We start from the raw sequence: 24,287 nt of genomic DNA, 5'->3' as shown, positions 1-24,287 counted from the left end.
CGGCTCAACTGTCCCATGTGATACGTGCACGCCCGCCTATACGTCGGATGACCAAGGTGACCGTATGAGACGCCGCAAGCTGCTCGTCCTCTGGATCGCCCTTCTCGCCCTGCTGTGCACGGCCCCCGCGGCCAACGCGGGCGCCAACGCCGAGGCCGCCGAACCGTCGCCGCCCCGCCAGACCGTGCTCCGCAACGCCACCGCCGGACTCTTCCTGCACTGGGGCATGTTCACCGCCCCCAAGCACTACGACTGCGCGTCCTGGGAGCAGGCCGTCACCGACGGCGGCTGGAGTCCCGAGTACTGGGTCGACGAGGCCCGCAAGATCCGCGCGAGCTACATCGTGCTCGCCACCTTCCACTCCCGCCTCGGCTACGCCCGCCCCTGGCCCTCGCAGATCCCCGGCTCCTGCTCCACGAAGCGCGACATCCTCGGCGAACTGATCAAGGCCGCCTCCGCCAAGGGCCTCAAGGTCATCCTCTATATGACCGACGACCCCAAATGGCACGACGAACAGGGCATCGAGACCCTCGACTCCGCCGCCTACTCCGCCCACAAGGGCCACGACGTCGACCTCACCACCCGCGAGGGCTTCGGCGAGTTCAGCTACGACAACTTCTTCGAAGTCATGCGCAACTACCCGAAGCTGTCCGGCTTCTGGATCGACAACGACAACGAGTACTGGGAGCAGCACCAGCTCTACGAGCAGATCCGGCAGCTGCGCCCCGACATGACGCTGAGCAACAACAACGAGGACACCCCGATCATGGACATGGTGTCCCACGAGCAGAAGACCGGTATGACCCCGCCGTACGACCAGCCCTCGGCGATCTGGACACCCATGCCCCGCCTGACCGAGTCCTGCTACAAGGTCCCCGACACGGGCAGTTGGTGGTACGACGGCCAGGACCGCCCGGTCTCCACCCTCCTCAACGTCGACCGCTACATCGCCAACGCCGGCAACTCCATCAGGTCCCTCATGGACTTCACCGCCATGGTGAACGGCCGGTTCCCGTCCCAGCAGGAGCAGTTCATCGACCTCATGAAGGACTACCTCCCGCCCATCTGGGAGTCCCTGCACGGCGTCGACGGCGGCGGCTTCATGTACGGCGGCATGCAGCCGGGCCGTTGGAACGACGGCTCGTACGGCTATGTCACGGTCAGCCGTGCGGACCGCCGGACACAGTACGTCCACGTCACCACCGGGCCGACCACCGGCGACCAGGTGCGCATCCGCGACAACGGCTACCGCATCGAGCGGATCACCGACCTGCGCACCGGCAAGCGCCTCCACTTCGACCAGCGCGACGGCACCCTCGCCATCAAGGGCATCGCCGACTGGGACCCGTACGACACCGTCTTCAAGGTGCGCACGGCCGCGCACCGTGAGGGCGTCCACCCCACCCGCACGGTCCGAGCGAGCGAACCCGCCCTCGCCGACGGCGACTTCACCACGTACACCGACAACGCCGGTGTGCTGCCGGTGAGTTACACCCTCGACCTGGGGCATGTCCGCAAGGCCGACTTCCTCGGGATAAACCAGCGCGAGTGGTCGCCGACGTACAACAGGGAGACCTTCGGGCGGAAGGAGGACTCCGCGCGCATCAAGGACTACACGGTGTCCGTGAGTGACGACGGTTCGACTTGGCGTGACATCAGGGCCGGTGTGCTCGAAAGCGCCCGCGGGGTGCGGTTCGTGGACCTCGGCGAGAGCCTGCGCACCCGCTACATCCGGCTGGACGTACAGACCACCTGGGCCGCCGCAACCGTCCCCGCTTTCCACCGCCAACTGCGGATCGACGAGGTGGAGGTCGGCCACGGTCACCCCGTGGGCCACGGCTGACGCCGGTGTCCCGTCGCGCCGTCCCATCGGGCGGCGCGGCACAAATTCGGCAGGTACAGTGCGGAGATCAGCAGAACCCTCAGGGTGAGGCCCCGCACGTGTTGACCCAGACCACCTCCCGGGTGCTCGAACCGAGCGACCTGGACGCCGCGCTCGCCGTCCTCGACCGCGAGCCGGTCGCGAACGCCTTCGTGACGTCGCGGGTCCAGATCGCCGGCCTCGACCCGTGGCGGCTCGGCGGCGAGATGTGGGGCTTCTACGAGGAGGGCATGCTCACCTCCCTCTGCTACGCCGGCGCCAACCTGGTCCCGATCTGCGCCACCCCGCGCGCCGTGCGCGCCTTCGCCGACCGCGCGCGCAGGGCCGGCCGGCGGTGCTCCTCCATCGTCGGCCCCGTGGAGCCCACCACCCAGCTCTGGCGCCTGCTCGAACCCAGCTGGGGCCCGGCCCGCGAGGTCCGCGCCCACCAGCCGCTCATGGTCACCGACCGCATGCCCGCCGACATCGCCCCGGATCCCTACGTCCGCCGCATCCGCAAGGACGAGATGGAGACGATCATGCCGGCGTGCGTGGCGATGTTCACCGAGGAGGTGGGTGTCTCGCCGCTGGCGGGAGACGGCGGGCTGCTCTACCAGGCGAGGGTGGCCGAACTGGTCGGCTCCGGCCGCTCCTTCGCCCGCCTCGACGAGCACGGCAAGGTCGCCTTCAAGGCGGAGATCGGCGCGGCGACCGCCCAGGCCTGCCAGATCCAGGGCGTGTGGGTGGCCCCCGAATACCGGGGGAAGGGCCTCGCGGCACCGGGCATGGCGGCGGTGCTGCGCTACGCCCTGGCGGACGTGGCCCCGATCGTCAGCCTGTACGTCAACGACTTCAATACGCCGGCCAGGAGGACCTACCGCAGGGTGGGCTTCCAGGAGGTCGGCGCGTTCATGAGCGTGCTCTTCTAGCCGCTGTTCACAGTGCTGTTCTGACCCTCGTACGAGACCTGTAGTCTCCCCGGCATGCTGCACTTTCCCGGTCATGGTCATCGCCGCCGGCCCGACGACGTCGTGATCGGTCCGCTCGATCTGTCCGCCCGGGTCGACGAGGCCCTTGCAGTGCAGGCCGTCGCGTTCGGACTGGGCGCGGACGAGGTCGCCGTACGCCGCCAGATCGTGCTGCGCCACATGACGTACCCGGGAGCCCGCGCACTCGGCGCCACCATCGAGGGCCGCCTGATCGGGTTCGTCTACGGCATGCCCAACGACCGCACCCACTGGTGGTCGACCGTCGTGGAGCCCTACCTCCGCGCCCAGGGCCACGACGGCTGGCTCGACGACTCCTTCGTGATCACCGAGCTGCACGTCCACCCCGGCCACCAGAACCACGGCATCGGCCGTTCCCTGATCACCACCATCACCGACGGCGCCGCCGAACCCCGCTCGATCCTCTCCGCGATCGACGTCGACAGTCCTGCCCGCGGCCTCTACCGCTCCCTCGGCTACCAGGATCTGGCCCGCCAGGTCCTCTTCCCGAGCGCCCCGAAGCCGTACGCAGTGATGGGCGCCCCGCTGCCGCTGCGCCGCCGGTAACGGATTTCCACCGGCACAGCAAGCGCGGCTAACCTCCTAGGGGGTGCCCGACACATTCCCGCCTGCCGCGTGGGGTCTGGCACGCACGCTCGCCGCGTTGCCGAACCGCCCACGTGGCTCCGCCACGAGGGCGCTCCGGCGCCTTGCGATCGCACGCACCAGACCGCGCGCGGCCCGCCCTTCGGGCGGACGACGGGAATGTGTCGGGCACCCCCTAGCCATCACCCTTTCCCGGCAGGAGTACGAGAACCATGGCGAACGCACCGGTCCAGCGCATGTCCCAGTTGATGGCGAAGACGCTGCGCGACGACCCGGCGGACGCCGAGGTCCTCAGCCACAAGCTGCTCGTGCGCGCCGGCTACGTGCGCCGCACGGCGGCCGGCATCTGGTCGTGGCTGCCCCTCGGCAAGAAGGTCCTCGCCAACGTCGAGCGGATCGTCCGTGAGGAGATGGACGCGATCGGCGCCCAGGAGGTGCTGCTCCCCGCCCTGCTGCCGCGGGAGCCGTACGACGCCACGGGCCGCTGGGACGAGTACGGCGCCGAGCTGTTCCGCCTGAACGACCGCAAGGGCGGCGACTACCTCCTCGGCCCGACCCACGAGGAGATCTTCACCCTGCTGGTGAAGGACCAGGCGTCCTCCTACAAGGACCTGCCGGTCATCCTCTACCAGATCCAGCACAAGTACCGTGACGAGGCCCGCCCGCGGGCCGGCATCCTGCGCGGCCGCGAGTTCCTGATGAAGGACTCGTACTCCTTCGACACCGAGGACGAGGGCCTGGCCCAGTCCTACGCCCTGCACCGCCAGGCCTACCAGCGCGTCTTCGAGCGCCTGGGCCTCGACTACCGCATCTGCGCCGCGACCGCGGGCGCGATGGGCGGCTCCAAGTCGGAGGAGTTCCTCGCCCCGGCCGAGGCCGGCGAGGACACCTTCGCCGACTGCCCGAACTGCGACTTCGCGGCCAACACCGAGGCGATCACGTACGAGCTGAAGCCGGTGGACGCCGCCGGCGTGGCCGCGCTCGAGGAGATCCCCACCCCGGACACCCCGACCATCGAGACCCTCGCCGCCCACCTCGGCGTCGAGGCCTCCGCCACCCTCAAGAACCTCCTCGTGAAGGTCGACGGCGAGATCGTGGCCGTCGGCGTCCCGGGCGACCGCGAGGTCGACATGGGCAAGGTCGAGGCGCACTTCGCGCCCGCCGTCGTCGAGATGGTCACCGAGGCGGACTTCGCGGGCCGCCCGGACCTGGTCCGCGGTTACGTCGGTCCGCAGGGCCTGGGCGAGAAGGTCAAGTACATCGCCGACCCGCGCGTGGCCCCCGGCACCGCCTGGATCACCGGCGCCAACAAGGAAAGCACGCACGCCAAGAACGTCGTGGCGGGCCGTGACTTCGAGGTCGACCAGTACGTCGACGTCGTGGTCGTCCAGGAGGGCGACCCGTGCCCGAAGTGCGGCACCGGCCTCAAGCTGGACCGCGCCATCGAGATCGGCCACATCTTCCAGCTCGGCCGCAAGTACGCCGACGCCCTCAAGCTCGACGTCCTCGGCCAGAACGGCAAGCCGGTCCGCGTCACCATGGGCTCCTACGGCATCGGCGTCTCCCGCGCGGTCGCGGCCCTCGCCGAGCAGACCGCCGACGAGCAGGGCCTGTGCTGGCCGGCCGAGGTCGCCCCGGCCGACGTGCACGTGGTCGCCGCGGGCAAGGCGCTGCAGATCGAACTCGCCCTCGAGGTCTCCGAGAAGCTGCGCGCCGCCGGCCTCCGTGTCCTCGTCGACGACCGCGCCGGTGTCTCCCCGGGCGTGAAGTTCACGGACGCCGAGCTCATCGGTGTCCCGCAGATCCTGGTCGCGGGCCGCCGCTCCGCCGAGGGCGTCCTGGAGCTGAAGGACCGCAGGAGCGGTGAGCGCGAGGAGCTGACGGTGGACGAGGCGATCGCCCGGCTGACCGCTTAAAGGAACTCCTCAGAAACGTCTCTGGGCTCCTAAAGGGAGCTCACAGACTTCTCTCAGGCCGTTCCCCGACCGTAGGGCGTGACAGAACGTCACTACGGCTCGGGAGGGGTACGGCCATGGAAGGCAGAGGCAGGGAGCGAGGCGCCGCCGCGCTGGTCCGCAGAGGGGCCCGGCGCACGGCGGCCACCGCGGCGGCGGTCACACTGGCGGCCGCCGCCGGCATGTTCGCGCTGATCGGCACGATGGACACGGACACCAGCGCCGTGTCCTCGACGACGAGCAGCAGCACCGGCTCGAGCAGCAGCACGGACTCGTCCTCGTCGGACAGCTCGACGTCGTCCGGCAGCAGCTCCGCCACGGACGACTCCTCGTCGAGCAGCAGTTCCTCGGACAACTCCTCGGCCTCCGGCGGCCTCACGTCCTCGAATGGCAGTGGCTCCGCCGACTCCAGCTCGGGGGCGTCGTGATGAGCGCGCTGCTGAAGACCCGCACCACGGCCGCGACCGAGTGGCGTGCTCTCGGCACCACGGTCCGCCTGGTGGTCACCGACCCCGCCCTGCTGGACTCCTGCAACCTGCTCCTCGCCCGGCACCTCGCCGAGGTCGACGCGGCCTGCAGCCGTTTCCGCGCGGACTCGGAGCTGGCCGCGCTCGACGAGACGGCGGGCCGCCCGGTCCGGGTCAGCCCGCTGCTCGCGGAGGCCCTCGCGGTCGCCCTGCGCGCTGCCGAGGCGACCGACGGAGCCGTGGACCCCACGGTCGGTTCGGCGATGGAAGCGATCGGCTACGACCGCGACTTCACCCTCGTCCGGGAGGACGACCGCCCGGTACGGCTCACGGTGAAGCGGGCCCCGGGCTGGCGCACCGTGACGCTCGACCGTGCGACGGGCACGGTCACCGTCCCGCCCGGCGTCCGCCTCGACCTGGGCGCCACGGCGAAGGCCTGGGCCGCCGACAAGGCCGCCGCGATGCTCGCCGAGGCGTCCGGCTGCGGAGTCCTGGTGAGCCTGGGCGGCGACACGGCCGTCGCGGGCAAGGCACCGGCCGGCGGCTGGCAGATCCGCGTCCAGGACGTCACCGGCCCGGTCGACGAGACGCCGACGCAGGGCCCGTACGCCATGGTCGGCCTGCACAGCGGAGGCCTCGCCACCTCGGGCACGGCCGCCCGCAACTGGCGCCGCAGCGGCCACGACCTGCATCACATCGTCGACCCCCGCACGGGCCTGCCCGTCCGCTCCCCGTGGCGCACTGTCTCGGTCGCCGCCACCACCTGCGCCGACGCCAACGCGGCAACGACCGCGTCCTTGGTGAGGGGTGCAGGTGCGGAGCGCCGGCTGACCCGGATGGGGCTGCAGGCGCGATTGGTGAGCCAAGAGGGCCTGGTCATCACAACGCCGGGCTGGCCAACTGCCCCAGGGGCGCGGGGCTGTACCGATGAGCGGCTCCGCCGCGGGGCGCGCTCAGCCACCCACCGGGGGGCAGCCGAATGACGAGCGAAACCCTCTGGTACGCCAACCGTGCCACCGGCGCCGTCTGCCTTGTCCTCTTCACGATCGTCGTCCTGCTCGGCATCGCCGTGAAGCTCCGCGGCAAACTCCCCGGCCTCCCCCGCTTCGGCACCGTCAGCCTCCACCGCACCCTCTCCCTCTCCGCGACCGCCTTTCTGGCCCTGCACATCGCACTCGCGGTGATCGACAGCTACGTCGACATCACCGTCGTGGATGTCCTGATCCCCTTCGTGTCGGACTACCAGCCCCTGTGGCTCGGCCTCGGCACGGTCGCCCTCGACCTGATGCTGGCGGTACTGATCACCAGCCTGCTCCGCGCCCGGATGGGCCACCGCACCTGGCGCGCGATCCACTGGCTCGCGTACGCCTCGTGGCCCGTCGCCCTGATCCACGGCATCGGCATCGGCACGGACACCGGCACCGACTGGATGACCTGGCTGACCATCGCCTGCGTGGCCGCCGTCCTCACCGCCGGAGGCATCCGCGTGGCGCACTCCGCCCGCGCACCCCGCCGCACCCCCGCCGCCCTTCTCCGCACCGCCGAGGGAGCCCGCTCATGACCGCCACCTTCCCCGACCTCTACATGTCCCCGCGCCTGCTCGCCCCCGGCGGCACCCCGGCCGACCTCCCCACCCACGAACAGCGTTACGGCCCACTGTCGTACGGCGATCCGGACGCCCTCCTGAGATCCGTCGCCGAGTCCGGGCTCGCCGGGCGCGGGGGAGCGGCGTTCCCCGTGCACCGCAAGCTGGCCGCGGTCGCCGAGGCCGGCCGCCGCACCGGCCGCGCCCCGGTCGTCGTCGCCAACGGCGCCGAGGGGGAGCCCGCGAGCCGCAAGGACAAGACGCTGCTGGGCCTCTCGCCCCACCTCGTCCTCGACGGAATCCAGGTGGCCGCCCGGGCGGTCGGCGCGACGGAGGCGCATCTCGCGGTCGAGGACGGCGCCTCCTATCTCGAATCCGCCCTCGCCCGCCGCAACGATCCCGTCGCCGTCCAGGTCGTACGACTGCCGAAGCGGTTCCTGTCCGGGCAGGCCTCGGCCCTCGCCCAGTACGTCGGCGGAGGCGCCGCGCTGCCCGCGCACCAGAACCCGCCGGTGCGCGAACGCGGCGTGCGCAGGGCCCCCACCCTCGTCCAGAACGTGGAGACCCTGGCCCATCTGGCACTCGTCGCCCGCTACGGCGCCGACTGGTTCCGCACCGCCGGGACGCCGGCCCAGCCGGGCAGCGCCCTGTGCACGGTGCACGTGCCGGGACACGAACCGCGGGTCGTGGAAGCCCCGTTCGGCATGCCGCTGCACCGGATCGTCACCCTCGACGGCATGTCGGCCGTCCTCCTGGGCGGCTACCACGGCACCTGGCTCCCGACCGCCGAGGCGGCCCAACTCCCCCTGGACGCAACGACGATGGGCGCCGGAGTCCTCGCCGCCCTCCCGGCCACCCGCTGCGGCCCCGCCGAAACCGCCCGAATCCTGCGCTACCTGGCCCTCCAGTCGGCGGGCCAGTGCGGCCCCTGCCTCAACGGCCTCCCCCGCATGGCCGCCGCCTTCCAGACCCTGGCCACCCCCGGCCCCCAGGGCACCAACCGCACCGACGTCGCCCGCTGGGCAGGCCTCGTCGCAGGCCGAGGCGCCTGCCACCACCCCGACGGCACGATCCGCCTGGTCCGCAGCGCCCTGACCACCTTCGCCCCCGAACTCGACGCCCACGCAAGGGGGTTGTGCACGGCGACCGACCGCACACCTTTGCTGCCCGTACCTCAGGAGCACTGACATGGACGAGCGCATCGACATCGACTGGACGTCCTGCCAGGGCCACGGCCTCTGCGCGGAACTCCTACCGGAACACATCACGCTCGACGAGTGGGGCTACCCTCTGGTGGACAAAACACCCGTCCCCACGAGAACAGTGAAACGAGCCCGCAGAGCAGCAGCGAACTGCCCCGTCCTGGCTCTCAAACTGACGGCCGGGCAACGCACCTGAGGGGCGCGGCCGGATCCTTCGGAATCGGAGCCCCTGGGCGGCGTATTCCGCCAATGTCCGCGCGACACTGCGCTGATCTCTCATGATTGCCGGTCACGTGGGCAGTACCCGCAACACGCGGTGCACAGGTGAGGGGAGAGGGATGAGTCTGCGAGACGACGCGCGTGAGCTCCAGGGCGAACTCGCCGTCCTGCGCCGGGCATTGCACCGGGAACCGGAGATCGGCCTGCACCTGCCGCGCACCCAGGAGAAGGTGCTGGCCGCACTGGACGCGCTGCCGCTGGAGACCAGCACCGGCAGCTCGCTGTCCTCGGTCACCGCGGTCCTGCGCGGCGGCGCACCCGGCGCCCGGTCGGGTCCCGTCGTTCTGCTGCGCGGCGACATGGACGCCCTGCCGGTCACCGAACGCACCGGCGCCGACTACGCCTCCCTGATCGCCGGCGCCATGCACGCCTGCGGCCACGACCTGCACACCGCCGGCCTGGTCGGCGCCGCCCGGCTGCTCGCCGACCGGCGGGAAAGCCTGGCCGGGGACGTGGTGTTCATGTTCCAGCCGGGGGAGGAGGGCTGGGACGGCGCCGGCCACATGGTCGAGGAGGGCGTGCTGGATGCGGCGGGCCGCCCGGTCGACGCCGCCTACGGACTGCACGTGAGCTCGTCGTCGTACCCCACCGGCGTCTTCACCTCCCGCCCCGGCACGCTGATGGCGGCCTCGGCGGGTCTGCACGTGCGCGTGGTCGGCGCGGGCGGGCACGGCTCCCGGCCGCACGACGCCCTCGACCCGATCCAGGCGGCCTGCGAGATGGTCACCGCGCTGCAGACGATGGTCACCCGGCGCTTCGACGTCTTCGACCCGGTCGTGGTCACCGTCGGCACCTTCCACGCCGGGACCCGGCGCAACATCATCCCGGACGACGCGGTCTTCGAGGCGACGGTACGGACGTTCAGTGCCGCAGCCGCGGAGCGCGCCGCCGAGGTCGCCGTACGCCTCTGCCAGGACATCGCCACCGCCCACGGCCTCACCGCCGAGGCCGACTTCGTCCCCGAATACCCGGTCACCGTCAATCATGACGCCGAGTACGACTTCCTCGCCGACACCGTCCGCGAGGCCTTCGGAGAGGAGCGCTTCGAGCCGATGGCCGACCCGATCACCGGCTCCGAGGACTTCTCCCGGGTCCTCGACCGGGTGCCCGGCGCCTTCGTCTTCCTCGGCGCCGACGCCACCGGCGACCCGGAGACCGCACCCACCAACCACTCCCCGCTCGCAGCCTTCGACGACAGCGTGCTCGCCGACGGCGCCGCGCTGCTCGCCGAACTCGCGGTCCGCCGCCTCGACCGCCTTTCCGAGGAGGCTTAGTGCGCCTGCCGTTCGTCAACACCGACGGACTGTGGTTCGGCCTCCCGCGGATGCCCGTGTGGGGGTCGTCCGCGCGCTTGCCGGTCCCTCAAAGCCACCCGGCGAACTCCAGCAGCAGCTCCGCGTCCTTCGGCCGCCCCACCCGAAGCGCCCGCGCCCCGGACTCCACGGCCCGGAACAGCGTCCACCCCCGAAGCCGCTCCTGATCCACGTCGAGAGACTCGGCAAGTCTCTTGATCCGCCGCCGAGTTGTGGCCGCCCCGCTGGGCGAGGCGATCAGGTCCTCCACCCGGTCCCGCACCAGCCGCGCCAGATCGAACGCGCACTCACCGACCACCGGATCGGGCCCCACTGCGAGCCACGGCATCCGCTCCCCGGCCAGCACCTTGCTCTGCCGGAACGTCCCGTGCAGCAACCGCCGCTCAGGTGGCGCCGCCAGCAACTCCTCGCGCGCGGCCGACGCGGCGTCCACCAGCGGAGCGACCTCCGCACCGGCGCTCGCCCTCATCGCCTCCGCCTGCCGCCCCGTCCGCTCGGCGACGGTCTCGAAGGGGTACTCGCCCGGCGGCTCCACCCACAGCCGCCGCAGCGTCCCCGCGGCCTCCAGCAGCGCCTTCGCCTCCGGCAACGACCGCACGGAAACATCCGGATGCAGCCGCTCCAGCAACAGCACACCCTCGACGACCGGCTCGTCGAGCAGCTGTACGGCACCCTTCCCGCCCCAGTGCGCGAGCGCGGCCCGCTCGGCCTCCGGCCGACACCGCGGCGGGGCCAGCTTGAGTACGGCGGGGGTGCCGTCGGAACGCCGGACCAGCACCACCAGGCTGCTGCGCCCGCCGGGGACCTGCACCCGCTCCACGGTCAACTCGCGTAGCGAGGCGGCCTGGCGGGCCGCCTCGGGCAGCTTCTCCAGCCAGTCGTCACCGCCCGGTGCCGTCTCACCGAGCGCCCTGACCAGACGCTGCGGCGGTTCGAAAGCCATGCGCGAGTCGTTCCTTCCGTACGCGTTATGCGGTGGGTGCCGGCGAGGCAGAGGCGGTGGCCGCCCGCTCGGCGAGCCCAGGGAAGGCTACGCTCTCGCCGCGCCACCGCACCGCCCGCACCGCCGCCTCCCGCAGCGCCTCGGCGGCCGTGCGCCGCCGCTCGCCCCCGGTTGCCCGTACGACGTCGGAGTACACCCCGGCCATCCGGTCCTCCAACTCGGCGGCCAGGCGCACCGCAGCGGCCGAGTCCGGCACCGGGAACGGCAGCGCGTACGCCGCCGCCGCGGCCACCGGCCTGCCGCCCAGGTCCCGCACCTCGCGCACCAGCGCGTCCCGCCGGGCCCGATGGGCGTCGTACGCCGAGCGGGCCTCGCTGCGACGGCCCTCGCGGATCCGCCCGCCGACCACGCCGTAGCCGTACACCGCCGCGTGCTCGGCGGCCAGCGCCGCCTGGAGGGCCTTCATCTCCTGCTTCTCGCTCACTTGGCTCCCTCGGTCAGCAGATACGCGTGCGCCGCCCCGGCCGCCGCGACCGAGGCCAGCAGCCGCGCCAGCTCGCCCGGCACGTCGAGGAGCGCCGTCGTACGGCGGTCGGCCAGCGCCCGCTCGGCGGCGGCGAGCTCGGCCAGGGCGTCCTTCTCGCTCACCGGCACGGCGGCCGGCGCGGAAGGCGAGGCCTCGGACGCCGTCGGGGACGCCTTCGCGGCCGTCCCCCCGAAGGCCTCCGCATGCCGCACGACCTCCGCCCGCAGCGGTCCCAGCCGCTCCGCCACCGCCGGATGCGCGGCGATCACGGCGTCGTACCGCCCCACCAGCCCCACACTGTCCCGAGCCGCACGCGCACGCGCCTTCTCGGAGACCGACGGACTGCCACCGGTGCTCTCCCCGGACTCGCCGGAACCGCCCGAACAGCCCACCAGCACAGCAGCACCGGCGACCGAGGCAAGCAGAGATCTTCTGCGCGGCCCCGAGAGGGCACGCAAGGGCGGGGGGTACGGCACGACTGACGTCCTCGGGGGGTCGTACGAACAAACGGACGGGGAATGGCCCGCCGCTGATCACGGTACCCGCGAACACCCCCGACTCATGTCACCGGCTCGTGGACCACCTCAGGGGCTCGTCCCCGCAGAGGCACACGTGGACGGCAACACACCCCCGGACCCGATACCCTTTGACCAGACACGCGCCCCATCCCACAACAGCACACGCGGCCGAGGAGTCACCCGGATGAGCACCACCCAGAGCGAGAGGCTGCGAGAGCTCCTGGAACCGCTCGTCAGCTCCCAGGGCCTGGATCTCGAAGAGATCGCAGTGGACTCCGTCGGACGCAAGCGGGTGTTGCGCGTGGTCGTCGACTCGGACACCGGTGCCGACCTGGACCAGATCGCCGATGTGAGCCGAGCGCTCTCGGCGAAGCTCGACGAGTCGGACGCGATGGGCGAGGGCGAGTACACCCTCGAGGTCGGAACCCCGGGCGCGGAGCGCCTCCTCAAGGAACACCGGCACTATGTGCGCGCCGTGGACCGGCTGGTGAAGTTCCAGCTGGCCGAGGGCGGGGAACTGGTCGCCAGGATCCTCAAGGTCGACGACGAAGGTCTTGATCTTGAAGTGCCCGGGGTGAAGGGCCGCAAGGCAACGGGCCGCAGACTCGCCTTCGACGACATCGAGAAGGCGCGCGTGCAGGTCGAGTTCAACCGCAAGGACAAGAAGGAAGAGGAGGCGTAGCCGTGGACATCGACATGAGTGCCCTGCGGGGCTTGGTACGGGAGAAGGAGATCTCCTTCGACCTGCTGGTCGAGGCGATCGAGTCGGCCCTCCTCATCGCCTACCACCGAACCGAGGGAAGCCGCCGCCACGCGCGCGTGGAGCTCAACCGGGAGACCGGCCACGTGACGGTGTGGGCGAAGGAGGACCCCGAGGATCTCGAAGAGGGCCAGGAGGCCCGCGAGTTCGACGACACCCCGTCCGGCTTCGGCCGTATCGCCGCCACCACCGCCAAGCAGGTCATCCTGCAGCGGCTGCGCGACGCCGAGGACGACGCGACGCTCGGCGAGTACGCCGGGCGCGAGGGCGACATCGTCACCGGAGTGGTCCAGCAGGGCCGCGACCCGAAGAACGTGCTCGTGGACATCGGCAAGCTCGAGGCCATCCTGCCGGTGCAGGAGCAGGTGCCGGGCGAGACGTACCCGCACGGCATGCGGATCCGGTCGTACGTCGTACGAGTGGCGAAGGGCGTCCGCGGCCCGTCCGTCACCCTGTCGCGCACGCACCCCAGTCTGGTGAAGAAGCTCTTCGCCCTGGAGGTGCCGGAGATCGCCGACGGTTCGGTGGAGATCGCGGCCATCGCCCGCGAGGCCGGCCACCGCACCAAGATCGCCGTACGGTCCACCCGTTCGGGTCTGAACGCCAAGGGCGCGTGCATCGGCCCCATGGGCGGGCGCGTGCGCAACGTGATGGGCGAGCTGAACGGCGAGAAGATCGACATCGTCGACTGGTCGGACGACCCGGCCGAGATGGTCGCCAACGCGCTCTCCCCGGCCCGGGTCTCCAAGGTGGAGGTCGTGGACCTCGCGGCCCGTTCCGCGCGCGTGACGGTGCCGGACTACCAGCTGTCGCTGGCGATCGGCAAGGAAGGGCAGAACGCCCGGCTCGCGGCCCGGCTCACCGGCTGGCGGATCGACATCCGCCCGGACACCGAGCAGACCGGAGACCAGGGCGGGGAATAGATCCAAGCCGTCCATGGTTCGGATCACGACAGTTGTATGCGCGGAGCTGTTCGAATCTTGCCCCAAAGGGGTGAGGTCGCCGCGGGGAGGTAGACTTAAGAGTGTCTGGCCGGACGCGTGCCCGCGCATGCCCTGAGCGCACCTGTGTGGGGTGCAGGCAGCGAGCGGCCAAGAAGGATCTGCTGCGGATCGTGGCGATCGAGGACGAATGCGTCCCCGATCATCGCGGTACGCTGCCCGGCCGGGGTGCGTATGTACACCCCGCCCTGGTCTGTCTCGACCAGGCGGTACGCCGCCGGGCGTTCCCACGGGCGTTGCGCGCCCCGGGACCGCTCGACACAAAGGCGTTGCGCCACCACGTCGAGCAGTCCGAGAGTTGCTGAGCAGGCAACACCGTAAGACGTGTCGTACGGAACCTCCGTGCGGCCCTGGTACCCCGCGAGTTGGAAGTAGGTCGAGATTGCGATGAGCACTCGATGAGCACGCGATGAGTACGCCCATGAAGTAGCGACGGTCCGGACGCACCCGGACCTAAAAGGAGCGAAGTGGCTAAGGTCCGGGTATACGAACTCGCCAAGGAGTTCGGGGTTGAGAGCAAGGTCGTCATGGCCAAGCTCCAAGAACTCGGTGAATTCGTCCGTTCGGCGTCTTCGACCATCGAAGCGCCCGTCGTCCGTAAGTTGACGGACGCCCTCCAGCAGGGCAACGGAGGCGGCAAGTCCGCCCCCGCTCGTAAGGCTGCCCCGGCGAAGCCGGGCGCCCCCTCTCCCGCGCAGGCTGCCCGTCCGGCCGCCCCGCGCCCGCCGGCCCCCAAGCCGGCCGCCGCCGAGAGGCCCGCGGCTCCCGCCGCCCCGGCCGCTCCCGGCCCCCGTCCCACCCCGGGCCCGAAGCCCGCGCCGCGGCCCGCCCCGGCGTCCCCGGCTCCGACCACGCCCGAGTTCACGGCACCGCCGGCGGCTCCCGCCGCACCGGCGGCCTCCCAGGGCTCCGGCCCGCGTCCGGGCGCCCCGCGTCCGGCCGGCCAGGCTCCGCGTCCGGGCGCTCCCCGTCCGGGTGGTCCCGGTCAGGGCGGCCAGGGCCGTGGTGACCGCGGCGACCGTCCCGGCGCTCCGCGTCAGGCCGGCGCCCCGCGTCCCGGTGCCCGTCCGGCCGGTCCCCGTCCGGGCAACAACCCGTTCACCTCTGGTGGCTCCACCGGCATGGCGCGCCCGCAGGCGCCCCGTCCGGGCGGTGCCCCGCGTCCCGGCGGCCCGGGTGGCCCCGGTGGCGCTCCGCGTCCGCAGGGCCAGGGCCAGGGCGGTCCCCGTCCCCAGGGCGCCGCGGGCGGTCCCCGCCCGCAGGCTCCGGGCGGTCAGCGTCCGTCCCCGGGCGGCATGCCCCGTCCGCAGGGCGGCGGTCCCCGTCCCGGCGGCGGCCCCGGCGGCCCGCGTCCGAACCCCGGCATGATGCCGCAGCGTCCTGCTGCCGGCCCGCGTCCCGGCGGCGGTGGCCCCGGCGGCCGCGGTCCCGGCGGCGGCGGTCGTCCCGGTGGCGGTGGCGGCGGTCGTCCCGGTGGCGGCGGCGGCTTCGCCGGTCGTCCCGGTGGCGGCGGCGGTGGCGGCTTCGCCGGTCGTCCCGGCGGTCCCGGTGGCGGCGGCGGTGGCGGCTTCGCCGGTCGTCCGGGTGGTCCCGGCGCCGGTGGCGGCGGTCGTCCCGGCTTCGGTGGTCGTCCCGGCGGTCCCGGTGGCCGTGGTGGCACGCAGGGCGCCTTCGGTCGTCCCGGCGGTCCCGCGCGTCGCGGTCGCAAGTCGAAGCGGCAGAGGCGCCAGGAGTACGAGGCCATGCAGGCCCCGTCGGTCGGCGGCGTGATGCTGCCTCGCGGCAACGGCGAGTCCATTCGCCTGTCGCGCGGTGCCTCCCTCACCGACTTCGCGGAGAAGATCAACGCCAACCCGGCGTCGCTCGTCGCGGTCATGATGAACCTGGGCGAGATGGTCACGGCCACGCAGTCCGTCTCCGACGAGACGCTGCAGCTCCTCGCCGACGAGATGAACTACACGGTTCAGATCGTCAGCCCCGAGGAGGAGGACCGCGAGCTGCTCGAGTCCTTCGACATCGAGTTCGGCGAGGACGAGGGCGGCGAGGAGGACCTCGTGGTCCGTCCGCCGGTCGTCACCGTCATGGGTCACGTCGACCACGGAAAGACCCGACTGCTCGACGCCATCCGCAAGACGAACGTCATCGCGGGCGAGGCCGGCGGCATCACCCAGCACATCGGTGCCTACCAGGTCGCGACCGAGGTCAACGACGAAGAGCGCAAGATCACCTTCATCGACACCCCGGGTCACGAGGCGTTCACCGCCATGCGTGCCCGTGGTGCGAAGTCGACCGACATCGCGATCCTGGTCGTCGCGGCCAACGACGGCGTCATGCCGCAGACGGTCGAGGCGCTCAACCACGCCAAGGCGGCCGACGTCCCGATCGTCGTCGCGGTCAACAAGATCGACGTCGAGGGCGCCGACCCGACCAAGGTGCGCGGTCAGCTGACCGAGTACGGTCTGGTGGCCGAGGAGTACGGCGGCGACACGATGTTCGTCGACATCTCCGCCAAGCAGGGTCTGCACATCGACTCCCTGCTGGAGGCCGTGGTCCTCACCGCGGACGCCTCGCTCGACCTGCGGGCCAACCCGAACCAGGACGCGCAGGGCATCTCCATCGAGTCCCGTCTCGACCGCGGCCGCGGTGCCGTGTCGACGGTCCTCGTCCAGCGAGGCACGCTGCGGGTCGGCGACACGATGGTCGTGGGCGACGCCTACGGCCGTGTGCGCGCCATGCTCGACGACAACGGCAACAACGTCGCCGAGGCCGGCCCGTCGACGCCGGTCCAGGTCCTGGGCCTGACCAACGTCCCGGGTGCGGGCGACAACTTCCTGGTGGTCGACGAGGACCGTACGGCCCGTCAGATCGCCGAGAAGCGCGCCGCCCGTGAGCGCAACGCCGCGTTCGCAAAGCGCACGCGCCGCGTCTCCCTCGAGGACCTGGACAAGGTGCTCAAGGCCGGCGAGGTCCAGCAGCTCAACCTCATCATCAAGGGTGACGCTTCTGGTTCCGTCGAGGCGCTCGAGTCCTCCCTGCTCCAGCTGGACGTCGGCGAAGAGGTCGACATCCGCGTCCTGCACCGCGGCGTCGGTGCGGTCACGGAGTCGGACATCGACCTGGCGATGGGCTCGGACGCCATCGTGATCGGCTTCAACGTCCGTGCGGCAGGCCGCGCGGCGCAGATGGCCGAGCGCGAGGGCGTGGACGTCCGCTACTACTCGGTCATCTACCAGGCGATCGAGGAGATCGAGGCGGCCCTCAAGGGCATGCTCAAGCCGGAGTTCGAGGAGGTCGAGCTCGGTACGGCGGAGATCCGCGAGGTCTTCAAGTCGTCCAAGCTGGGCAACATCGCGGGTGTTCTCATCCGCTCCGGCGAGGTCAAGCGCAACACCAAGGCGCGCCTCATCCGCGACGGCAAGGTGGTCGCGGAGAACCTCAACATCGAGGGTCTGCGTCGCTTCAAGGACGACGTCACCGAGATTCGCGAAGGGTTCGAGGGCGGTATCAACCTCGGCAACTTCAACGACATCAAGGTCGACGACGTCATCGCGACGTACGAGATGCGCGAGAAGCCGCGCGTCTGATCCCAGCACGCGATCGGGGCCGGTCGGCGGGACTTATTCCGTCGATCGGCCCCGGCCGTTGCGTGTACGGTTCCCGTATCGGCGTCGGCGCGACGCCCGTACCCCGAACCGGCGGGACATCCGGACATACATGTATGTGGGGACTCTGTCCTTCGATCTGCTCCTCGGCGACGTCCACTCGCTGAAGGAGAAACGCTCTCTCGTCCGTCCGATAGTGGCCGAGCTCCAGCGCAAGTACGCGGTGAGCGTGGCGGAGACGGGCAGTCAGAACCTCCACCGCAGGGCCGAGATCGGTCTCGCGGTGGTTTCCGGGGACACGGGACACCTCACCGACGTACTGGACCGCTGCGAGCGGCTGGTCGCCGGGCGGCCCGAGGTTGAACTGCTCTCGGTTCGACGCAGGCTCCACAGCGACGAAGACTGAAGCAAGAAGTAAGCACTTAAAGGAGACGGACCAGTGGCCGACAACGCGCGTGCCAAGAGGCTGGCGGACCTCATCCGAGAGGTGGTGGCCCAGAAGCTGCAGCGCGGGATCAAGGACCCGCGGCTCGGCTCGCACGTCACCATCACGGACACCCGGGTCACGGGTGACCTCCGGGAGGCGACCGTCTTCTACACCGTGTACGGGGGCGAGGAGGAGCGGGCGGCCGCGGCCGCCGGTCTGGAGAGCGCCAAGGGCGTGCTCCGCTCCGCGGTCGGCGCGGCGGCAGGCGTGAAGTTCACGCCGACCCTGAGCTTCGTCGCGGACGCCCTGCCGGACACCGCGCGCACCATCGAGGACCTCCTCGACAAGGCGCGCCAGTCCGACCAGAAGGTGCGCGAGGTCTCCGCGGGCGCCACGTACGCCGGTGACGCGGACCCGTACAAGAAGCCGGGTGAAGACGAGGACGACAGCACCGAATGACCCAGAAGAACCGGACGCCCGACGGGCTTGTCGTCGTCGACAAGCCGTCGGGCTTCACCTCGCACGACGTGGTGGCCAAGATGCGCGGCATCGCCCGCACCCGCCGCGTCGGGCACGCCGGCACCCTCGACCCCATGGCGACGGGGGTGCTCGTCCTCGGCGTCGAGCGGGCCACCAAACTGCTCGGTCATCTCGCGCTGACCGAGAAGGAGTACCTGGGGACGATCCGCCTCGGGCAGACGACGCTGACGGACGACGCCGAGGGCGAGATCACGGGGTCGGTCGACGCCTCGAAGGTCACCCGGGAGGCCGTCGACGCCGGGATCGCCAAGCTGACCGGCGACATCATGCAGGTGCCGTCCAAGGTCAGCGCCATCAAGATCGACGGCGTGCGCTCGTACAAACGGGCCCGGGAGGGCGAGGAGTTCGAGATCCCGGCCCGTCCGGTCACCGTCTCGTCCTTCGCGGTGTACGACGTCCGGGACGCGGTCGCCGAGGACGGCACCCCGGTGCTGGACCTGGTCGTGTCCGTCGTCTGCTCCTCCGGCACCTACATCCGGGCCCTGGCCCGCGACCTGGGCGCCGACCTGGGCGTCGGCGGCCACCTCACCGCGCTGCGCCGCACCCGCGTGGGCCCGTACAAGCTGGACTCCGCCAAGACGCTGGACCAGTTGCAGCAGGAGCTCACCGTCATGCCGATCGCTGAGGCCGCTGCGGCCGCGTTCCCGCGCTGGGACGTGGACGCCAAGCGGGCCCGGCTGCTCACGAACGGCGTGCGGCTGGAGATGCCCGAGACGTACGCGGGTCGCGGCCCGGTGGCCGTCTTCGACCCCGAAGGCCGCTTCCTCGCGCTCGTCGAGGAGCACAAGGGCAAGGCGAAGAGCCTGGCGGTCTTCGGCTGACGGGGTCGCCGGGGCTGCCTGCCCGTGGAGCGGCGATCACGGGGTTGTGCCGCCGCTCCACGGTCCCCCCTCGGTTCCCCCACCCCTAGGGTGTATCCACCGACCCCCGCCTTTTCACCCGTCCGGGCAGGCGCTCGGAGTGAACCGAGGGAGCGGAAGGGGGCGCGTTCAACGCGCGATCTGTCCCGCTGATCAACCCGCGCCTAACGTCGAAGACAAGGGCACACATGTACGGCGGGGAGGTTCGGCCATGGCGGGACGGGGCCCGCGGACCGGGGGCGGACGCCGGTCGGCGGACGGTGCGCGAGCCGGACGTGCCCGTGACGCGGGCCCGCCGCCCGCCGCCCCTGACACGGCCGCGGCACCCGCCCGCGACGACGCTCTGGTCCGTGTCCACGACCTCGCCGGCCGCCTCCGCGGCACCGGCTTCGTGGCCGACCACCACGGCACCGTGATCACCAGCCACGAAGCCGTCGACAGCCTGCCCAGGCTCGTCCTGCACGCCGCCGGTGACCGCACCTGCCTCGTGACCGCGGACGCGGTGACCCCGCTGCCCGCCCTGGACCTGGCCCTCGTACGCACCGAAGGCCTGGACGTGGACCCGTTGCCGATCACCGTGCGGGACCGGGTCGAGACGGGCACGTATGTGCGGATCGCCGCCGGATGCTGGCGCGAGGCACGCGTGCTCGGCGCGACCTCCGCTACGTATGCGGCGACGGACCGCTTCCATCTTCTCGACGACGCACTGGAGTTGGCGATCGGCACGGCCGGCCGGGACGCGCTGCGGATGGGCGGCGGCGCGGCCGGGGGACCGGTGCTGGACACCGAGACGGGTGCAGTCGTCGCCGTCCTCGGCACCGCACTGCAGTCCGGTCACCGCGACGTCGGCTTCGCCGTCCCCCTCTGCCCCGCACCGAGCGGCCCGCTCGCCGACCTGCTCGCCGAGAACGCGGCGACGGTGCCCGCGTACGGAGTGGACCTCAACCTGGCGGGTGTCCTGGAACTGACGGCCACGTCGGTGGGGCAGGACGGCCCGCCGGGCGGTTCCGTCGAGCCGGTCCAACGGGCGGCTACGGCAAGGGAATTCGCCGCGTTCGCCCAGAGCCCGGCCGTCGTCCTCGGCCTCGTCGGAGCCCCGGGCAGCGGCCGTACGACGGAACTGGCCTCCCTGGCCGCCCGCCGCAACCGCGGTCCCGAACCGGCCCCCACGCTGTGGTTGCGCGGCGCCGACCTGAGGGACGACGACACGTCGGTCGCGGACGCGGCCCGCCGGTCACTGACCCGCGCGGCCCGCATCGTCGAGGCGTCGCAGTCCGCGCGCGGGACGGACCTCGGCGACATCACACCGGGGCGCCTGGCCGCCGTGGCAGGTGCGGCAGACCGCCCGCTGCTGCTGCTCCTGGACGGCCCCGAGGAAATGCCGCCGGTCCTGGCCCACCGCCTGCCCGACTGGACCGAGGGAACGGCGAGTTGGCTGCGGGAGACCGGGGCGCGGTTGGTGGTTGCGTGCCGGGAGGAGTACTGGGAGGGGGCGGGGTTTCCGGGGGAGCTGTTGTACGAGGGGGCTGCATGCGGAGGGTCTGCGTACGGAGGGCTGCCGTCCTGTCTACGCCTCGGCGACCTGCAGGACGACGAGGCCCGCAGAGCACGCGCGCGCTACCGCATCCCCGAAGACGCGCTGGAGACCGTCGACGCCCGGCACCCCCTCACCCTGCACCTGCTCTCGGAGGTCCGCGCCGCGCTCCCCGACGTCCTCCACGCGCGCGTGGACCGCAACGAGGTCTTCTCGGCCCACCTCGACCTGATGTGCCTGCGCATCGCCGTCAGACTGGCCGCCGAGAACGGCCTGCGCGGCACCGCCGTACGCCGGCTCGCCGCCAAGGTCTCCGGCCAGGTCCACGAGGCCGCCCGCCGCAGCCTCGGACCCGGGCAGGGCGAGCTGGACCGGCAGGCGTTCGAGGCGGTGTTCCCGTGGGGACCGGCTCCGGCAAGGCTCGGTGGCGGCACCGGCTGGGCGTCCGCCGTGCTCGCCGAGGGCCTCCTCGTCCCCGCCGGCAGCGGCTACCGCTTCGCCCACGAGGAACTCGCCGACTGGCTCCAGGGCATGCACCTCGACCTCGACGAGGCTCTGCGCGCCCTGGTCCACAGCCGCCCCGCCCCGGACGACGGCCACCTCCTCCCCGTACCGCACCACCGCATCGGCCCCGTCGTACAGGCCCTGCTGCTGCTCGCCCGTCAGCAAGGAGCACCCCAACTCGCCCTCCGGCTCGAAGAGTTGGCGCACGCCCTGGACGCGGACGCGCACTCCTGGTGGGCCGCCCGCCTCCTCGCCGAGACCCTGCTGCGGGTACCGGACGCGACGCCGTACCTGCCCGTGCTGCGCCTGCTCGCCGACCGGCTCGTGACGGCACGCCGCCAGGACCGTCCGGACATCCTCACCGCCTTCACCCCCGACTTCTGGGCCGCCCTGGCGCTCCCGCAGACCGAGCGCTTCGACCTGCTGCGCGACCTCCTCCTCACCGACGGCCCTCCGCAGGACACCGGCCCCCGCTTCCTCGACGCCGTCTCCCGGCTCCTCGCCGCCGACCCCACCGCCGTACAACTCCTCCTCACCCACTGGTTCGAGGACGACCGCCCGCTGCCCGCGACCCCCCACGCGACCGTGGCGAAGGCCGCGCAGGCCCTGCTGCACACCCATCGGCACCTCGCCCTGGACGAGCTGACCGAAGCGCTCGTCGAGAGTGCGCACCGGCGGGCCGACGAGCTGCTCGCCGTACTGGCGCAGGACGAGCCGTCCGCGGTCTGCCGGGCCGTCGACCGGTGGGCGCACGACGAGCGGGCGGCCCGGCGGGTGGCGGCGGTGGCATACGGTCTGCGCGCGGCACCCCATGTCCGCACGGAGGCCGACCGTGAGCTGCTGCGCTACGCGGCGCTCGCCCTGCTCGCCCGCCCCGGCGACCGCGCCCTGCACGGCGGCGCGCTCGCCCTCCTCGTACGGGATCCACGCACGCGTGCCCGTCATCTCCCGCAGGCGCTGCGGCACTTCGCGGAGGGCGACCCGCAGTTCCCGCCGAGCGCACTGGTGCCCGCGCTGACGACCCATCCCGAGCCGGTCCTCGACGCCTTCCGCGACCGGCTGCGCGGTCCGGACGCGGGGGCGGCGCTGCGCACGCTCGCAGACGTCACCACGCCCCCGCTCGCCCGAAGGGTCGCCGTCCTCGTCCGGGAGGCCGTGCAGCAGCGCCCGGAGGTCGCCGACGACGTGGCCGCGTACGTCGACCGCCGCCTGGACCAGGGACCGGCGGCCCGGGCCGTGCTGCTGCCCCTGGTCACCGGCCTCCTCGACGGCGGCCCGGTGGAGGTGCGGGCCGCCCTCGCCGCCGTACTCGCCGCTCCGGGCGTGCCCGCCTCCCGGCCCCTGCGCCGCGAACTCCTCGAATTCCTGCTGGCCCACGAGCACGACCCGGCCGTCCTGGACGCCCTCCTGCACGCCACGGCCCACCGCTCCGGCGACGACATCTGCGATCTCGTCCACCGCACCGGCCTCCTCCTCGTCCGCACGCCGGACGGCGCGGCCCGCTTCGACCGCGGACTGGTCGACCTCGCCCGGCACGTCCCCGGCTTCGCCGCGCGGATGACGGGCTGGCTGACCGACGCCCCGCAGGCCTGGGCGGCGGTGGTGGGCCCCAGCACCCGCCGGATGCTCGAGAACCTGTCGGGCGTACGAGTACCGGCCTGAGGGCGGGCCGTCACGTGCGTCGAGTCACAGCCCCCATGCCGATGCGGGCGGGGCGCGCCCGGCATGGCACCCTTAGACCTGCGTAAGAGGTCGGTAGACACGGACACGGGTTCGAGGAGCGGTCACAGTGCAGCGCTGGCGTGGCTTGGAGGACATCCCCGAGGACTGGGGGCGCAGCGTCGTCACCATCGGCTCCTACGACGGGGTCCACCGTGGGCACCAGCTGATCATCCGGCATGCCGTGGACCGCGCCCGTGAGCTGGGCGTTCCCTCCGTCGTGGTCACCTTCGACCCGCACCCCAGCGAGGTCGTGCGCCCCGGCAGCCATCCGCCGCTGCTGGCCCCGCACCACCGCCGCGCCGAGCTGATGGCGGACCTGGGCGTGGACGCGCTCCTGATCCTCCCCTTCACCACGGAGTTCTCGAAGCTCTCGCCGGCCGACTTCGTCGTCAAGGTCCTGGTCGACAAGCTGCACGCCAAGGCGGTCGTCGAGGGCCCGAACTTCCGCTTCGGCCACAAGGCCGCGGGCAACGTCGAGTTCCTCGTCGAGCAGGGCAAGGTCTACGACTTCGAGGTCGAGGTCGTCGACCTGTACGTGACCGGCGAGGCGGGCGGCGGCGAACCCTTCTCCTCGACCCTCACCCGGCGCCTGGTCGCCGAGGGCGACGTCGAGGGCGCGGGGGAGATCCTGGGCCGCCCGCACCGGGTGGAGGGCGTCGTGGTGCGCGGCGCCCAGCGCGGCCGTGAGATGGGCTTCCCGACCGCCAACGTCGAGACGCTGCCCCACACTGCCATCCCCGCCGACGGCGTCTACGCCGGCTGGCTGCACGCCCAGGGCGAGGCGATGCCGGCCGCGATCTCCGTCGGCACCAACCCGCAGTTCGACGGCACCGAGCGCACGGTGGAGGCGTACGCCATCGACCGCGTGGGCCTCGACCTGTACGGCCTGCACGTGGCCGTCGACTTCCTCGCCTTCGTGCGCGGCCAGGCGAAGTTCGAGTCCCTGGAGGCCCTGCTGGAGCAGATCTCCGAGGACGTGAAGCGCTGCCGGGAACTGGTGGCGGCGGCCGAGTAGACGGCTCTCCTACTCCTAAGACGAGGGGCGGGCGGGGGGCCCAGGCCCCCGGCCCCCCGCCGCGGTGACCCGCGCGAGCGT

22 protein-coding genes are annotated in these 24,287 nt (G+C 72.1%); 18 read left to right on the top strand and 4 right to left on the bottom strand.

The genetic code is table 11. The features are described from left to right. The first annotated feature begins 64 nt into the window (after positions 1-64). The 4 genes from ABZ880_RS33285 (at position 65) to ABZ880_RS33270 (ending at position 5,369) form a co-directional block, all read left to right on the top strand. Positions 65-1,843 carry an alpha-L-fucosidase gene (locus ABZ880_RS33285; RefSeq protein ID WP_361270535.1) on the top strand — a complete coding sequence of 593 codons (1,779 nt, stop codon included), beginning with the start codon at positions 65-67 and terminating at the stop codon, positions 1,841-1,843. Between the two features lie 98 nt (positions 1,844-1,941). Further along, positions 1,942-2,790, top strand: a complete 849-nt coding sequence (locus ABZ880_RS33280) for a GNAT family N-acetyltransferase (RefSeq protein WP_361270533.1) — start codon at positions 1,942-1,944, stop codon at positions 2,788-2,790. A gap of 54 nt (positions 2,791-2,844) precedes the next feature. Further along, positions 2,845-3,414: a GNAT family N-acetyltransferase gene (locus ABZ880_RS33275; RefSeq protein WP_361270530.1), complete on the top strand. Its 570-nt coding sequence runs from the start codon at positions 2,845-2,847 to the stop codon at positions 3,412-3,414. A 251-nt stretch (positions 3,415-3,665) separates the two neighbouring features. Then, a complete protein-coding gene (locus tag ABZ880_RS33270) occupies positions 3,666-5,369 on the top strand; it encodes a proline--tRNA ligase (protein ID WP_361270527.1) in 1,704 nt (567 codons plus the stop codon). Positions 5,370-5,409: 40 nt separating this feature from the next. Here ABZ880_RS33270 and ABZ880_RS33265 read toward each other — a convergent pair whose 3' ends face one another. Beyond that, complete coding sequence (locus ABZ880_RS33265; RefSeq protein WP_361270524.1) at positions 5,410-5,787, bottom strand: hypothetical protein; 378 nt, start codon at positions 5,785-5,787, stop codon at positions 5,410-5,412. 48 nt (positions 5,788-5,835) lie between these two features. On the opposite strand from ABZ880_RS33265, the gene ABZ880_RS33260 reads away from it, so the two are divergent. The 5 genes from ABZ880_RS33260 (at position 5,836) to ABZ880_RS33240 (ending at position 10,215) form a co-directional block, all read left to right on the top strand. Then, a complete protein-coding gene (locus ABZ880_RS33260) occupies positions 5,836-6,858 on the top strand; it encodes an FAD:protein FMN transferase (protein ID WP_361270521.1) in 1,023 nt (340 codons plus the stop codon). Further along, complete coding sequence (locus ABZ880_RS33255) at positions 6,855-7,436, top strand: ferric reductase-like transmembrane domain-containing protein (RefSeq protein WP_361270518.1); 582 nt, start codon at positions 6,855-6,857, stop codon at positions 7,434-7,436. Before ABZ880_RS33260 ends, ABZ880_RS33255 begins: the two co-directional genes overlap by 4 nt. After that, positions 7,433-8,647: an NADH-ubiquinone oxidoreductase-F iron-sulfur binding region domain-containing protein gene (locus ABZ880_RS33250; protein ID WP_361270515.1), complete on the top strand. Its 1,215-nt coding sequence runs from the start codon at positions 7,433-7,435 to the stop codon at positions 8,645-8,647. Before ABZ880_RS33255 ends, ABZ880_RS33250 begins: the two co-directional genes overlap by 4 nt. A 1-nt stretch (position 8,648) precedes the next feature. Beyond that, positions 8,649-8,858: a ferredoxin gene (locus ABZ880_RS33245; protein WP_361270513.1), complete on the top strand. Its 210-nt coding sequence runs from the start codon at positions 8,649-8,651 to the stop codon at positions 8,856-8,858. Between the two features lie 142 nt (positions 8,859-9,000). Then, positions 9,001-10,215 (top strand): M20 family metallopeptidase, encoded by a 1,215-nt coding sequence (locus ABZ880_RS33240; protein WP_361270510.1) that lies wholly within the window; start codon positions 9,001-9,003, stop codon positions 10,213-10,215. 88 nt (positions 10,216-10,303) lie between these two features. Here ABZ880_RS33240 and ABZ880_RS33235 read toward each other — a convergent pair whose 3' ends face one another. Genes ABZ880_RS33235 through ABZ880_RS33225 form a run of 3 tightly spaced genes read right to left on the bottom strand, consistent with a single transcriptional unit; the run spans position 10,304 to position 12,199 of the window. After that, complete coding sequence (locus ABZ880_RS33235) at positions 10,304-11,197, bottom strand: aminoglycoside phosphotransferase family protein (RefSeq protein WP_361270507.1); 894 nt, start codon at positions 11,195-11,197, stop codon at positions 10,304-10,306. A 25-nt stretch (positions 11,198-11,222) separates the two neighbouring features. Further along, entirely contained in the window at positions 11,223-11,663 is a 441-nt protein-coding gene (locus tag ABZ880_RS33230; protein ID WP_361270891.1) for a ferritin-like domain-containing protein, read from the bottom strand. A gap of 14 nt (positions 11,664-11,677) precedes the next feature. Beyond that, the gene (locus ABZ880_RS33225) at positions 11,678-12,199 is read right to left on the bottom strand and encodes a hypothetical protein (RefSeq protein ID WP_361270505.1); all 522 of its coding nucleotides are present in this window, start codon (positions 12,197-12,199) and stop codon (positions 11,678-11,680) included. Between the two features lie 226 nt (positions 12,200-12,425). Between ABZ880_RS33225 and rimP the strand changes: the two genes are divergently transcribed. From rimP to ABZ880_RS33180, 9 genes are all read left to right on the top strand, one after another. Further along, the gene (rimP, locus tag ABZ880_RS33220) at positions 12,426-12,923 is read left to right on the top strand and encodes a ribosome maturation factor RimP (RefSeq protein ID WP_361270502.1); all 498 of its coding nucleotides are present in this window, start codon (positions 12,426-12,428) and stop codon (positions 12,921-12,923) included. Positions 12,924-12,925: 2 nt separating this feature from the next. Next, complete coding sequence (gene nusA, locus ABZ880_RS33215) at positions 12,926-13,924, top strand: transcription termination factor NusA (RefSeq protein ID WP_361270500.1); 999 nt, start codon at positions 12,926-12,928, stop codon at positions 13,922-13,924. Between the two features lie 101 nt (positions 13,925-14,025). After that, positions 14,026-14,307 (top strand): YlxR family protein, encoded by a 282-nt coding sequence (locus ABZ880_RS33210; protein WP_361270498.1) that lies wholly within the window; start codon positions 14,026-14,028, stop codon positions 14,305-14,307. A 162-nt stretch (positions 14,308-14,469) separates the two neighbouring features. Beyond that, positions 14,470-17,586 (top strand): translation initiation factor IF-2, encoded by a 3,117-nt coding sequence (infB, locus tag ABZ880_RS33205; RefSeq protein WP_361270496.1) that lies wholly within the window; start codon positions 14,470-14,472, stop codon positions 17,584-17,586. A gap of 130 nt (positions 17,587-17,716) precedes the next feature. Beyond that, positions 17,717-18,010 carry a DUF503 domain-containing protein gene (locus ABZ880_RS33200; RefSeq protein WP_361270494.1) on the top strand — a complete coding sequence of 98 codons (294 nt, stop codon included), beginning with the start codon at positions 17,717-17,719 and terminating at the stop codon, positions 18,008-18,010. A 33-nt stretch (positions 18,011-18,043) separates the two neighbouring features. Further along, entirely contained in the window at positions 18,044-18,490 is a 447-nt protein-coding gene (gene rbfA / locus ABZ880_RS33195) for a 30S ribosome-binding factor RbfA (protein WP_361270491.1), read from the top strand. Beyond that, positions 18,487-19,392 carry a tRNA pseudouridine(55) synthase TruB gene (gene truB / locus ABZ880_RS33190; RefSeq protein WP_361270488.1) on the top strand — a complete coding sequence of 302 codons (906 nt, stop codon included), beginning with the start codon at positions 18,487-18,489 and terminating at the stop codon, positions 19,390-19,392. Before rbfA ends, truB begins: the two co-directional genes overlap by 4 nt. A 250-nt stretch (positions 19,393-19,642) precedes the next feature. Beyond that, a complete protein-coding gene (locus tag ABZ880_RS33185) occupies positions 19,643-23,131 on the top strand; it encodes a serine protease (protein WP_361270484.1) in 3,489 nt (1,162 codons plus the stop codon). A 127-nt stretch (positions 23,132-23,258) separates the two neighbouring features. Then, the gene (locus ABZ880_RS33180) at positions 23,259-24,206 is read left to right on the top strand and encodes a bifunctional riboflavin kinase/FAD synthetase (protein ID WP_361270482.1); all 948 of its coding nucleotides are present in this window, start codon (positions 23,259-23,261) and stop codon (positions 24,204-24,206) included. Positions 24,207-24,287 lie beyond the last annotated feature (81 nt).

It is taken from the genome of Streptomyces sp. NPDC047043 (assembly GCF_040644055.1).
Classification (GTDB): Bacteria; Actinomycetota; Actinomycetes; order Streptomycetales; family Streptomycetaceae; genus Streptomyces.
This window is presented reverse-complemented; position numbering and strand designations above follow the sequence as displayed.

Excerpts from the sequence above, each read along its gene's own strand:
- ABZ880_RS33185 (WP_361270484.1), top strand. The coding sequence starts at position 19,643 with ATGGCGGGACGGGGCCCGCGGACCGGGGGCGGACGCCGGTCGGCGGAC.
- ABZ880_RS33270 (WP_361270527.1), top strand. The coding sequence starts at position 3,666 with ATGGCGAACGCACCGGTCCAGCGCATGTCCCAGTTGATGGCGAAGACG.
- ABZ880_RS33200 (WP_361270494.1), top strand. The coding sequence starts at position 17,717 with ATGTATGTGGGGACTCTGTCCTTCGATCTGCTCCTCGGCGACGTCCAC.
- ABZ880_RS33230 (WP_361270891.1), bottom strand. The coding sequence starts at position 11,663 with ATGAAGGCCCTCCAGGCGGCGCTGGCCGCCGAGCACGCGGCGGTGTAC.
- ABZ880_RS33240 (WP_361270510.1), top strand. The coding sequence starts at position 9,001 with ATGAGTCTGCGAGACGACGCGCGTGAGCTCCAGGGCGAACTCGCCGTC.
- ABZ880_RS33260 (WP_361270521.1), top strand. The coding sequence starts at position 5,836 with ATGAGCGCGCTGCTGAAGACCCGCACCACGGCCGCGACCGAGTGGCGT.
- ABZ880_RS33275 (WP_361270530.1), top strand. The coding sequence starts at position 2,845 with ATGCTGCACTTTCCCGGTCATGGTCATCGCCGCCGGCCCGACGACGTC.
- truB (WP_361270488.1), top strand. The coding sequence starts at position 18,487 with ATGACCCAGAAGAACCGGACGCCCGACGGGCTTGTCGTCGTCGACAAG.
- rimP (WP_361270502.1), top strand. The coding sequence starts at position 12,426 with ATGAGCACCACCCAGAGCGAGAGGCTGCGAGAGCTCCTGGAACCGCTC.
- ABZ880_RS33235 (WP_361270507.1), bottom strand. The coding sequence starts at position 11,197 with ATGGCTTTCGAACCGCCGCAGCGTCTGGTCAGGGCGCTCGGTGAGACG.
- ABZ880_RS33285 (WP_361270535.1), top strand. The coding sequence starts at position 65 with ATGAGACGCCGCAAGCTGCTCGTCCTCTGGATCGCCCTTCTCGCCCTG.
- ABZ880_RS33245 (WP_361270513.1), top strand. The coding sequence starts at position 8,649 with ATGGACGAGCGCATCGACATCGACTGGACGTCCTGCCAGGGCCACGGC.
- ABZ880_RS33250 (WP_361270515.1), top strand. The coding sequence starts at position 7,433 with ATGACCGCCACCTTCCCCGACCTCTACATGTCCCCGCGCCTGCTCGCC.
- ABZ880_RS33255 (WP_361270518.1), top strand. The coding sequence starts at position 6,855 with ATGACGAGCGAAACCCTCTGGTACGCCAACCGTGCCACCGGCGCCGTC.